10 protein-coding genes and 1 pseudogene are annotated in these 11,478 nt (G+C 69.9%); 9 read left to right on the plus strand and 2 right to left on the minus strand.

Annotation, left to right across the window (positions count from 1 at the left end; translation table 11 throughout):
* From RWO82_RS13095 to RWO82_RS13105, 3 genes and pseudogenes are all read left to right on the plus strand, one after another.
* Positions 1-814: pseudogene (locus tag RWO82_RS13095) on the plus strand (hypothetical protein); the annotation flags it as partial.
* 1 nt (position 815) lies between these two features.
* Positions 816-2,078 carry an aminotransferase class V-fold PLP-dependent enzyme gene (locus RWO82_RS13100; protein ID WP_314427810.1) on the plus strand — a complete coding sequence of 421 codons (1,263 nt, stop codon included), beginning with the start codon at positions 816-818 and terminating at the stop codon, positions 2,076-2,078.
* Entirely contained in the window at positions 2,068-2,949 is an 882-nt protein-coding gene (locus tag RWO82_RS13105; RefSeq protein ID WP_314427813.1) for a PaaX family transcriptional regulator C-terminal domain-containing protein, read from the plus strand. The genes RWO82_RS13100 and RWO82_RS13105 overlap by 11 nt, the downstream gene beginning before the upstream one ends.
* On the opposite strand, the gene RWO82_RS13110 is transcribed toward RWO82_RS13105, so the two are convergent.
* Positions 2,924-3,925 (minus strand): LacI family DNA-binding transcriptional regulator, encoded by a 1,002-nt coding sequence (locus RWO82_RS13110; protein WP_314427814.1) that lies wholly within the window; start codon positions 3,923-3,925, stop codon positions 2,924-2,926. The two genes, RWO82_RS13105 and RWO82_RS13110, sit on opposite strands and share 26 nt — an antisense overlap.
* A 161-nt stretch (positions 3,926-4,086) precedes the next feature.
* On the opposite strand from RWO82_RS13110, the gene RWO82_RS13115 reads away from it, so the two are divergent.
* The 5 genes from RWO82_RS13115 to RWO82_RS13135 are packed head-to-tail and all read left to right on the plus strand — an operon-like array spanning position 4,087 to position 10,233.
* Positions 4,087-5,382, plus strand: a complete 1,296-nt coding sequence (locus RWO82_RS13115) for an extracellular solute-binding protein (RefSeq protein WP_314427816.1) — start codon at positions 4,087-4,089, stop codon at positions 5,380-5,382.
* Entirely contained in the window at positions 5,363-6,361 is a 999-nt protein-coding gene (locus RWO82_RS13120) for a sugar ABC transporter permease (RefSeq protein WP_314427819.1), read from the plus strand. Before RWO82_RS13115 ends, RWO82_RS13120 begins: the two co-directional genes overlap by 20 nt.
* Entirely contained in the window at positions 6,358-7,248 is an 891-nt protein-coding gene (locus tag RWO82_RS13125; protein WP_314427822.1) for a carbohydrate ABC transporter permease, read from the plus strand. The genes RWO82_RS13120 and RWO82_RS13125 overlap by 4 nt, the downstream gene beginning before the upstream one ends.
* A 52-nt stretch (positions 7,249-7,300) precedes the next feature.
* Positions 7,301-9,601 (plus strand): glycoside hydrolase family 3 N-terminal domain-containing protein, encoded by a 2,301-nt coding sequence (locus RWO82_RS13130; protein WP_314427833.1) that lies wholly within the window; start codon positions 7,301-7,303, stop codon positions 9,599-9,601.
* A 56-nt stretch (positions 9,602-9,657) separates the two neighbouring features.
* Positions 9,658-10,233 (plus strand): hypothetical protein, encoded by a 576-nt coding sequence (locus RWO82_RS13135; protein WP_314427824.1) that lies wholly within the window; start codon positions 9,658-9,660, stop codon positions 10,231-10,233.
* Positions 10,234-10,270: 37 nt separating this feature from the next.
* On the opposite strand, the gene RWO82_RS13140 is transcribed toward RWO82_RS13135, so the two are convergent.
* Positions 10,271-10,756: an FBP domain-containing protein gene (locus RWO82_RS13140; protein WP_314427827.1), complete on the minus strand. Its 486-nt coding sequence runs from the start codon at positions 10,754-10,756 to the stop codon at positions 10,271-10,273.
* 385 nt (positions 10,757-11,141) lie between these two features.
* Here RWO82_RS13140 and RWO82_RS13145 point away from each other — a divergent pair, with 385 nt between their 5' ends.
* A complete protein-coding gene (locus tag RWO82_RS13145) occupies positions 11,142-11,432 on the plus strand; it encodes a hypothetical protein (protein WP_314427830.1) in 291 nt (96 codons plus the stop codon).
* The last annotated feature ends 46 nt before the right edge of the window (positions 11,433-11,478 follow it).

Below are 11,478 nucleotides of genomic sequence, written 5' to 3' on the forward strand. Positions count from 1 at the left end.
CGCTCCCTCGCTCAACGACCGGGGCCCGGCCGCTGGCGCTCCCTCGCTCAACGACCGGGGCCCGGCCGCAGCGGCTGCCCGTTCGTTGAGCGAGCGCAGCGAGACGAAACGCCCGCACCGGCTCACGATCGACTTCGCCGGGGCGTTCCTCACGCCCGTCGGCGGCTATCCGAGCGACCGGGAATGGGCGCCGGCGGGTTCTTTCCGCGAGGTTGCCGACGCCGCGGCGGCCGTGCACGCCGTGGACGAGATGGCGGATGCGGGAGCATGCTGCATCAAGGTGGCGAGCAACGCCACCGCAGGCCCCGTGTTCGACGACGATCTGTTCCGCGCGATCGTCGAGGCCGCCGCCCCCCGGGGGCTTCCCGTGGTCGCCCACGCCGAGGGCTCAGGGCAGGCGCAGCGCGCCGCGCGCCTGGGAGCGGTCCGACTCGCCCATGCACCGTTCACCGAACGCCTCGACGACCCGGAGATCGAGCGCCAGGCCGCATCCGTCGCCTGGATCTCGACGCTCGCGATCCACGACGTCGGCAGTGTGGAGCGACTCGCGTCCACCGACAACGTGCGCCGGTTCCATGCCGCCGGCGGCACCGTGCTGTACGGCACCGACATGGGAAACGGCCCGACCCCGGTCAGCCTGCACACCGGCGAGCTCGCCGCGCTGCGAGAGGCGGGGATCACCGGGCTCGACCTGCTGCGCGCCCTCGCTCCGCAGGATGCCCTCGATCCCGCCTCGCTCCTTCTGAGACTCCCCCACGCCGACGCCGACCCGACTCTCGCCCGCCCGCTCACCAGCGCCGACCTGAAGGCATGACATGACCGACTCGAGCCGCCCCGCCCGCACCGCCCGCACCGACGCCGAGCTCCTCGACGCCGCCCGCGCTCTCGATGCCGCCGATCCGCTGCGCGCCCACCTCGTCGCTTTCGCGGACGCACCCGGGGTCTCCGCCTACCTCGACGGCAACTCGCTCGGACGCCCCCTGCGCGACACCGCAGACAAGATCGCCGCGTTCGTGCGCGACGACTGGGGAACCCGGCTGATCCGCTCGTGGGACGAGCAGTGGATGGCTCTGCCGATGGAACTCGGCGACCGCATCGGGAGCCTCACGCTGAGTGCCGCCGCCGGGCAGACCGTCGTCGCCGACTCCACGAGCGTGCTGATCTACAAGCTCATGCGCGCCGCGGCGACCGCCGACCCCTCGCGTTCCGAGCTCGTGATCGAGGCCGGCAACTTCCCCACCGACCGTTTCATGGCCGAGGGGGTCGCCGCCGAGACCGGCATGTCGGTGCGGTGGATCGAACCCGACCCGGTGCACGGTGTGCAGATCGCCGATGTGAGGGCGGCGATCTCGGGCAAGACGGCGCTCGTGTCGCTCAGCCACGTCGACTACCGCTCCGGCGCCCTCGCCGACATGCCGGCGATCACCGCCGCCGTGCACGAGGCCGGCGCGCTCATGATGTGGGACCTGTGCCACTCGGCAGGAATCATCCCGATGCAGCTCGACGAGTGGGGCGTCGACATGGCCGTGGGCTGCACGTACAAGTACCTGAACGGCGGCCCGGGGTCGCCCGCCTTCGCCTATCTGCGACGCGAGCACCAGGGCGTGCTGCGTCAGCCGATCCAGGGGTGGTGGAGCGCCGCCGACATCTTCGCGATGGGCCCCGAGTACGTGCCGGCCGGAGACATCCGTCAACTCCTCAGCGGCACGCCCCCGATCACCTCGATGATCGCGATGCAGGGCATGCTCGACCTGATCGAGCAGGCCGGCATCGAGGGCGTGCGCGACAAGGCCCGCTCCCTGACGGACTTCGCGGTGCGCGCCTACGACGAGGTCCTCGCTCCGCGGGGCGTGCGCCTACTCAGCCCCCGAGACGCAGATCTGCGCGGCGGCCACGTGACGATCGGTCACCCCGACTTCCGCGCCGTGACGCAGCGCCTGTGGGCCGACGGCATCATCCCGGACTTCCGCTTCCCCGACGGCATCCGACTGGGTCTTTCGCCGCTCAGCACATCGCACGTCGAGACGCTCACGGGCGTGCTCGCCGTGCGCGACGCCCTGGAGCGGCATGACCGCTGATCCCGCCGCCGCCGAGCACATCGCGCCGACTCCCGACAGCCCCGTGCTCGACGACATCGACGCACGCCCCGGCAGCACGGCATCGCTGCTGCGCACTCTGGTCGGCCTGTATCTGCGACGGCTGGGCGGCTGGATCTCGGCGGCCGATCTGGTCGCGCTCGCCGGCGATCTCGGCATCCCCACGGCTCAGGCGCGCACCGGGATCACCCGCCTGAAGCAGAAGGGGCTGCTGCTCGCCGAGCGCAGGCACGCGATCGGCTATCGGCTGAACCCGGATGCCGCGACCATGCTCGAGCGCGGTGATCGTCGCATCTTCGAGGTGCGCGAGATGACGGATGCCGACCGCTGGTGCCTGATCTCGTTCTCGATCCCCGAGAGTGCGCGCAGCATCCGCCATCAGCTGCGCCGTCGGCTGCAGTGGATCGGGGCCGGTGTCGTGTCGCCCGCGCTGTGGATCTGTCCCGGTCACCTCCGGGACGAGGTGCTGCAGATCGTCGCGGAGCTCGACGCCCGGGCCTGGGTCACGACGTTCCTGGCCGACACTCCCGTGCCTCCGCGCACGCTGCCCGAGGCCGCCGCCGAGTGGTGGGACCTCGAGGCGCTGCGCGACGAGCACCTCGCGTTCCAGCGATCGATCGCCGCCCTTCCCGAGGGATCGTTCGCCGCCTACGTGCAGCTGATCGACAGCTGGCGCACGCTGCCGTACCTCGATCCGGGGCTCCCGCCGGCCCTGCTCCCGGCGGAGTGGCCCGGCGGGCGCAGCCACCGTGAGTTCGCCCGACTGTCCGGCGCGCACGCGGACGCGGCCTGGCGACATGTGTGCGGGGTCGTCTCGTCCGCGCCCCTCACCGAGCCGGCGACGACGTCGTAGCGCGCACCACGAGCCGCGTCGGCAGGATCACGTTCATCTCCTCGATCTCCCCGCCCGAGAGCAGGGTGACGACCATGTCGGCGGCCACGGCTCCGAGCCGCCGCATGGGCTGCTGGATCGTCGTGAGAGGCAGCGCCCGCCTGGTCGCCTCGGGAACATCGTCGAAGCCGACGACCGAGAGATCGTCCGGCACGCGCAGGCCCAGCTGGTGGGCGACGTCGATCACGGCGATCGCCGAGAGGTCGTTGGCCGCGAACACCGCGGTGGGCCGGGAATCGCCGTTCAGCATGCATCGCGCCGACTCCCGCGTGGCCTCGAGCTCGTAGCGTCCGACGCCGATCAGCGACGGGTCGATCGGGATCCCGGCGTCGGAGAGTGCGCGGCGATAGCCGGCGTCACGGAGTCCGGCCGAACGCAGATCCGGTCGCCCCGCGAGGAAGCCGATCCGTCGGTGGCCGAGCTCGATCAGATGCCTGGTCGCGGCGAGCGCGCCGCCGAAGCTGTCGGACTCGACGGTCGGCAGATCCGCGCGACCGGTGTGCGGATCGACCGCGACGACCGGGATCTCGGTGCCGGCGTTCACGACTGTGGGCGTCACCATGATCGCCGCGTCGATCAGCGTGCCGGACAGTCGGCTGAGCGAGCGACGCTCCCACCCGTCGCTCGCGCCGTGATGCGACCCCGCATGCGCGAGCAGGTCGAAGCCCGTGTCGTGCATCGCGGCGCCGACACCCTTCAGGATCTCGGCGCTGAACGGCTCGAAGTCGGCGAGGAGCACACCGATCACACCGGTTCGGCGTGCGCGCATGCTGCTCGCGACGAGACTCGACTCGTACCCGAGGTCCTTCACGGCGTCGAGCACACGCTGCACCGTCGCGTCCGCGATGCCGTAGCGCCCGTTGACCGCCTTCGAGACGGTCGACACCGACACCCCCGCCACTCTCGCGACGTCGTGGATCGTGGTGCGTGCCCCCATGACACGCCAGCGTAGTTCCGCGCGGGCGCAGACGGAAACTGTTTTCGAAAACGTTTGACGATCGCCTCTCGCGGCAGAAGACTGCATCCCACTGCGGTCTCGCCCGAGCCTCCGCAGGCGCCCCGCAGAGACGCGGTGCGCAACTCGATGAGGAGAATCACATGAACAGCAGAAGGCTCCCCCTCGCCACAGCGGTCTCAGTGCTCGCCGTCGGAGCGCTCGCGCTCTCGGGCTGCACCGGAGACACCTCCGGCGGCGGTGGCGGTGACGGCACCACCATGACGCTCTGGCACAACTCGACCACGGGCCCCGGAGTGGAGTTCTGGGAGAAGACGGTCGCCGACTTCGAAGCGGAGAACGAGGGCGTCACGATCGACATCCAGTCGATCCAGAACGAAGACCTCGACGGCAAGCTGCAGACGGCGCTCAACTCGGGCGACGCCCCCGACATCTTCCTGCAGCGCGGAGGCGGCAAGATGGCCGCCATGGTCAAGGCCGGCCAGCTCAAGGACCTCACCGACGCGATCGAGGGCGGCGCGAAGGACGAGATCCCGGATGCCGCATACTCGGCCAGCAGCCTCGACGGAAAGATCTACGCCATGCCGGTCGCCGTGCTGCCCGGCGGTCTCTTCTACAGCCAGGATCTGTTCGACCAGGCGGGCATCGCCGAGAACCCGACGACGATCGACGAGCTGGAGACGGCGAACGAGGCTCTGAAGGCCGCGGGCATCGACCCGATCGCGCTCGGCGCGAAGGACGCCTGGCCCGCAGCGCACTGGTACTACTGGTTCGCGCTGCGCGAGTGCAGCTCCGACACGCTCGCCACCGCCGCCGACGAGATGGACTTCAGCGACGAATGCTGGATCCGCGCCGGCGAGGACCTCGAGTCGTTCGCGGCGACGGAGCCCTTCAACGCAGGGTTCCTGACCACCACCGCACAGCAGGGCGCGGGCAGCTCGGCCGGCCTGATCGCCAACCACAAGGCGGCGATGGAGCTCATGGGCGCGTGGAACCCGGGAGTGATCGGATCGCTGACTCCCGACCAGCAGCCGCTGGCAGACCTCAGCTGGTTCCCGTTCCCCGAGATCGAGGGCGGTGACGGCGAGCCCGGTTCCATGATGGGCGGTGTCGACGGCTACTCGTGCTCGGTCGACGCTCCCGACGCATGCGTGGACTTCCTCAACTACCTCGGCACGTCCGCTGTGCAGACCGAGTACTACAAGGCGTTCAACGCTCCCCCGGTGAACACCGTCGCGCAGGAGGCCGTCACCGAGCCGTACCTGCAGGACATCCTCGCCGCCTACAACGACGCACCGTACGCGACGCAGTGGCTCGACACGGTCTACGGACAGAACGTCGGCAACGCGCTGAACGTCGCGGTGGTCGACCTGCTCGCCGGCAACAGCGATGCAGAGCAGCTCGTCAAGGCAGTGCAGGATGCCGCAGCGAAAGCGTGACACGCGTGCCCGGCTGGAAGTGATGCTTCTGGCCGGGCCCGCCCTGCTCGTCTTCCTCGCCTTCGTCATCTTCCCGGTGCTGATGGCGGCGTACTACGGGTTCTTCAGCTGGCAGGGCTACGGCCCGCCCACCGACTTCGTCGGGCTGAAGAACTACCTCACGATCCTCCAGGACCCGCTGTTCCACGATGCGCTCGCGCACAACGGCTTCATCCTGGTGTTCTCGCTCGTGCTGCAGGGCCCGATCGCGATCGTGCTCGCACTGCTCCTGAACCGCCGGATGCGCGGCCAGTCGCTGATCCGCGTGCTGATCTTCATCCCCTACGTGATCTCCGAGGTCGTCGTGGGCACGGGCTGGAGCCTGATGCTGCAGACCAACGGCGCGCTCAACGCGATGCTCACCAACATGGGGCTCGGGTTCCTCGCGACCGACTGGCTGTCCGACCCCGCGATCGCCATCTGGACGCTCATGGTGATCATCACCTGGAAGTACGTCGGCTTCGCCGTCATCCTCTTCCTCGCCGGTCTCCAGGGCATCCCCGAGGAGCTCAACGAGGCCGCGGCCATCGACGGCGCCTCGTACTGGCAGATCCAGTGGCGCATCACGCTGCCGCTGCTCGCGCCGACGCTGCGCATCTGGGCCTTCCTGTCGATCATCGGCTCCCTGCAGCTGTTCGACCTCGTCTACATCATCTGGGGGCAGTACATCGCCTCGACGGCGGGCACCTCGACCATGGCGACGTACATGGTGTCGGAGGGGCGCAACGCCGGCAACTACGGCTACGGCAACGCGGTCGCGGTCGTGCTCTTCCTGATCTCGCTCGTCGTCGCACTGATCTACCAGCGCGCGGTGCTGCGCAAGGACACCGACGGAGCCCTCACCGGCACCTCGGGGCGTCGGCGCGGCCGCCGGTCGGCCGAGCCTGAGTCGGCCGAGCCCGCACCCGAACCCGAACTCGAGAAGGAGTACGTCCGATGACCGCCACCTCGGTGCTCGTCACCCAACGGCCCGCACGTCTCGGACGCTCGGGTCGCGCCGCGAAGCCCCGGCTGCCGTGGGCGCATCCGACCGTCTACTTCGTGGCGCTGATCGCGGTCGGACTCATGCTCGCGCCGATCGCGTACATCATCACCGGCGGATTCCGCACGAACGCGCAGATCACGACCGATCCGTCCGGATTCCCGGCGCCCTGGGTCGCGTCGAACTATCTCGACGTGCTCACCGGCGGCGTGTTCTGGCGACTCGTGGGCAACTCGACCATCGTCGCCCTCGCGACGACTGCAGGCACGGTCGCCCTCGGCCTCATGGCGGCGTACGTGCTCGCCCGCTACCGGTTCGCGGGCCGCGGCGTGCTGTACGCGTTCTTCGCCGCGGGCCTGATGTTCCCGCTGACGGTCGCGATCACCCCGCTGTACATCGTGGTGCGCAGCCTCGGGCTCATGAACTCGCTGGGCGGTGTGATCCTGCCGCAGATCGCGTTCGCGCTCCCGACCACGATCATCATCCTCGTGCCGTTCCTGCGCGCGATCCCCGACGAGATCCAGGAGGCGGCGTTCATCGACGGCTGCAGCCGGCTCGGCTTCTTCTGGCGCATGGTGCTGCCGCTCTCGCTCCCGGGAGTGATCACGACCGGCATCCTCGCCTTCATCGGCAGCTGGAACGGATATCTGCTGCCGTTGTTCATCCTCAACGATCAGGCGGCGTTCACACTGCCGCTGGGGGTGCAGTCGTTCGCGTCGCAGTACTCGGTCGACACGGCCAAAGTGCTGGCCTTCACGTCGCTGTCGATGATCCCCGCGCTGATCTTCTTCAGCCTGTTCGAGCGGCGCATCGTGGGAGGACTCACCGGTGCTGTCAAGGGCTGACGCGGTCGTCGTCGCCACACCCGGCGCCGACGAGACCCAGAAAGAGAACACGATGTCGCAGTCCCCCGCCTCCGCGCCGCACTCCCCGCGCGTCGAGGAGCTCCTCTCCCGCATGACCCTCGAGGAGAAGCAGGCGCAGCTCGTCGGCTTCTGGGTCGATCAGGGTGTCGAGGTCGTCGCCCCGATGTCGGGCGAGAAGAAGAGCTCCACCCGCTACGAGGACGCGTCCGCGAACGGCATCGGGCACCTCACCCGCGTGTACGGGACGCGCCCGGTCGACCCCGTGGAGCGGGCCGCATGGCTCTGGGGCGAACAGCGCCGACTGCAGCGGGAGACCCGACTCGGGATCCCCGCGATCGTGCACGAGGAGTGCCTGACGGGCCTCGCCGCGTGGAAGGCCGCGACCTTCCCCACGCCTCTCGCCTGGGGGGCCTCGTTCGACCCCGCGCTCGTGGAGGAGGTGGGACGGGCGATCGGCTCGTCGATGAGTGCTCTCGGCATCCATCAGGGCCTCTCCCCGGTGCTGGATGTCATCCGCGATCCGAGGTGGGGACGCGTCGACGAGTGCATCGCCGAGGATCCTCTCGTGGTCGGCAGGGTCGGCACCGCGTACGTGCGCGGCCTCCAGTCCGAGGGCGTGCATGCCACGCTGAAGCACTTCATCGGGTACTCCGCATCGCGAGCGGGGCGCAACCACGCCCCGGTGAGCATCGGTCAGAGGGAGATCGAAGACGTCCTCCTGCCGCCGTTCGAGATGGCGTTGCGCGAGGGCGGCGCCCGCAGCGTCATGAACTCGTATGTCGACATCGACGGCGTGCCCGTCACCGCCGACGCACGATATCTGACCGGCATCCTGCGCGACCGCTGGGGCTTCGACGGCGTGGTGGTGTCGGACTATTTCGCGGTCGACTTCCTGCACAGCATGCACCGCGCGGCCGCCGACTCCGCCGACGCCGCACGGCTCGCGCTCACCGCGGGCATCGACGTCGAGCTGCCGTCGCCCGACGCCTTCCGCACGCTCGCCGATCAGGTGCGCGACGGTCGTCTCGCGCCGGAGATCCTCGACCGTGCGGTGGCACGTGTGCTCGCACAGAAGGAGGAGCTCGGTCTGCTGGATGCCGACTTCGACACTCCCCCGACTGCGATCGACCTCGATCCGGCCGAGCATCGAGCACTCGCCCGACGCCTCGCCGAGGAGTCCGTCGTGCTGCTGAGCAACGACGGCACACTGCCCCTGACCGCTTCGGAGCCCTCGCGCATCGCGGTGATCGGCCCGAACGCCGACAGCACCGACGCCCTGATGGGCTGCTATTCGTTCGTCAACCACGTGCTGGCGCATCACCCCGAGACCCCGGCCGGCATCGCACTGCCCACCGTCGCCGAGGCGCTGCGCGATGAGTTCCCGCACGCCCGCTTCACCACCACGACCGGCTGCGATGTCGAGGGCGCCGATCGCTCGGGCATCCCCGCCGCCGTCGAGGCGGCGAGTGCCGCGGATGTCGCGATCGTCGTCGTGGGTGATCGCGCGGGACTCTTCGGGCGCGGCACGGTCGGCGAGGGCAACGACGTCGACGACCTCGAGCTGCCGGGCGTTCAGCGCGAGCTGGTCGAGGCCGTGGTCGCCACCGGCACCCCGGTGATCCTGATCGCGATGACCGGACGACCCTACGTGCTCGACTGGGCGCTGCCCGCCCGGGCAGGAGCTGCCGGCACACTCACCGGGCTCGGCGCTGTCGCCAACTCCGCCGCAGACGACACGGAGCCTGTCGGCATCCCGGTCGCCGTGCTGCAGACGTTCTTCCCCGGAGAAGAGGGCGCCCCGGCGCTCGCTGCGCTGCTGAGCGGACGGTTCGCCCCGTCGGGTCGGCTCCCGGTGTCCCTGCCCCGCTCGGCCGGAGCGCAGCCGTATTCGTACCTGCATCCCGTGCTCGGGGGCCGCACCGATGTGACGAGCGCGGACTCGACTCCGGTGCGCCCGTTCGGCTTCGGCCTCAGCTACACGACGTTCGCGCACGACGATCTCGCCGTGCCCGCCACGGCCGCTGCAGGCGAGACGATCAGAGCGACCGTGCGGGTGCGCAACACCGGCGGGGTCGAGGCGACCGATGTCGTGCAGCTGTACGCGCACGATGAGGTCGGGAGCGTGACGCGTCCGGTCGCCCAGCTGCTCGACTTCCGTCGTGTCTCGCTCGCGCCGGGCGCCGAGACCCTGGTCGAGTTCGACGTGCCGATCGACCGTCTCGCGTTCACCGGGCTCGACGGCGTCAAGCGCGTCGAACCCGGCGGCATCCGACTGTGGGTCGGCACCGCGTGCGACGACGAGGAGACGGTGGCGCGGCTCGAGATCGTGTGATGCTGCTCGTCGTCGCGGAGCCCGCGCCCTGGTACCCGTATGGATAGGGTGGGGCCATGCAGCGAAGCCTCCTCCTGACGGTCGGCGTGGTCGCGGCGGCGATCCTCACGGGATGTTCCGCCGCGGCGGGCGACTCCGCAGATGCCGGGGGGTCTCCGCCCTCGCACACGCCGACCCCCACAGCCATCGAGAGCGCGGACACGGCCGCCGAAGATCAGGCTCGCGCATGGCTCGACGCCGCGACCCTCCCGCCCGGTGCCGTCGCCGTCGAGAAGAGCCCCGGCGGATTCCACTCGTATCAGGGGTGGCCCTGCCAGCCCGTGGTGCAGCTCGAGGGCTACTGGAGCGTGCCCGACACGACGGTCGCGTCGGCGGTCAACTGGCTGAATGCGCACCCGACCGCCGACCTCGTCGGCACGACCGGTGGCCTGTCGATGCCCGAGAACCCGGACATCGACGAGGCCACGGTCGGCTACTCCCCCGCCGACGATTCGCAGCAGGGGGTCGTCTACACGGTCTCGAAGGCAGGCGACGACGTCGTGATCCGCGCTGAGGTGGCCGCGCTCACGGCGGACGCCGCCTGCCCCTCGCTTCCCCCGGGCACGACGCTCGGCAAGCCGGGGCAGGGCTGACGCCACGACCGTGAGGCGCTGCTCAGCCCCGCGCTGCTCAGCCCTTCACGGCTGCGATGAACGCGGCGACGTGCTCCTGCAGTTTCACGATGCGCAGGTCACGCGCGAGCTCGCGATCGAACCCCTCGTAGGCGAGCGGCGGGAGCACGCGCACGTTCTTCGAGCATCCGAACTCGGCGCACACGAGCGTGCCGACGCTGTCGCCCTTGCGTCCCGCCGGGCCCGCCTTGCGCGCGACGTAGAGCTGCACGTCGTTGCGCAGAGTCACGTCCTCGCACCACGAGCACTGAGCTCTGGCGATGACGCGCTGCTCGGCCCTCTGCAGGATGACACCGGTGGCGACGTCATCGACCCAGGTGACGACATACGAACGGCGGGGCAGCTTCGGGTCGACCCAGCCGAGGTAGTCGAGCGTCGAGACGTCGAGGTCGGCGAAGCCGGGCGGCAGTGTGAGGTCGGAGACCTCCTTGCGGGAGGCGTTGATGAAGGAGGCGCGCAGGGTGCGCTCGTCGATGGGACGCATGAGGGAACTGCTTTCGTGACGGCCGTCTGAGACGGCATACGGAGAAGAGGAGCATCCGAGCGGATGCGGGAGTACGACGGAATGCCGGGGACGGGATTGTTCCGCCTCCGGTCGATCGTCAGCCTCTGTCCGCGGCGCGGAAAGCGCCTGCGACTCCGTTCTGCGCCCGCTCCGGCATGCGGGGAGCGCTCATCGACAACAGCATCCGGCAAGTCTACGCCCGTTTGTTTCACCACGTGTCGGCGCGGATTCCCTCTCCGGCCGACCCGACCTAGTCTTGCCGGAACGTCCGTCCGCGACGCCTCATCCGCACACGAAGGAGACCACCGTGTCCACGCCGTCGAACCGCCTTTCGCCCCTTTCGGTGCGCGAGCGTTCTGCGTGCATGTGCCGACACGGCTTCGCGTGCTCGTCGTACGAGTCGGGGCACGCCCTGCACCTGATCCAGGCGCGCATCGCCTCGGCGACGCCGACCGAGTGGGTCGATGCGATCGTCGAACAGGCGGACGCCGCCACCGGTGGCCTCGTCGTGCGCACTCTCGACGGCGCAGAGCACTCGCTGTGGAACGGCGCGAGTGCCGCGCTGGAGGCGCCCGAGGGGACCCCGGTTGCGCTGCACGCGCGCTACGGCGTGCTGGCGGTGGGGCGCACGCAGTTCAACGTCGCGCTGGTCTGATCGTTTCGTCTCGGGCGGCTTCGCCGTCCTCGCTCAACGACCGGGG

This window comes from uncultured Microbacterium sp., from assembly GCF_963521645.1.
In the GTDB taxonomy this organism is placed as follows: Bacteria; Actinomycetota; Actinomycetes; order Actinomycetales; family Microbacteriaceae; genus Microbacterium.